Here is a 326-nt window from a genome sequence, read left to right on the forward strand (position 1 = left end):
CTCTGTTGGGATATCGCCAAGCGGTAAGGCACCGGCTTTTGATGCCGGCATTCCCTGGTTCAAATCCAGGTATCCCAACCACTATTTAACATGAATGATGCAACCTGATCGTACATGACAACGTTAGAAAGACTCTCCAATTCGTCTTCTAACTACAAAAATTTCTACTCTTTGTTTTAATTAACAACTAGAAGAACGCGGACGTGGCGGAATTGGTAGACGCACCAGATTTAGGTTCTGGCGCCGCAAGGTGTGAGAGTTCAAGTCTCTCCGTCCGCACCATATTTAAAGATGCATTATCTTGGTTTAATTACCGATTTAATCTT

2 tRNA genes are annotated in these 326 nt (G+C 43.3%); both read left to right on the top strand.

What is annotated here, in order from left to right:
* The first annotated feature begins 6 nt into the window (after positions 1–6).
* Positions 7–81 (top strand) — tRNA-Gln (locus PVK70_RS18980).
* A 116-nt stretch (positions 82–197) separates the two neighbouring features.
* Positions 198–282: transfer RNA gene (locus PVK70_RS18985), tRNA-Leu, on the top strand.
* Positions 283–326 lie beyond the last annotated feature (44 nt).

It is taken from the genome of Aliivibrio sp. A6, assembly GCF_028765505.1.
GTDB lineage: Bacteria > Pseudomonadota > Gammaproteobacteria > Enterobacterales > Vibrionaceae > Aliivibrio > Aliivibrio finisterrensis_A.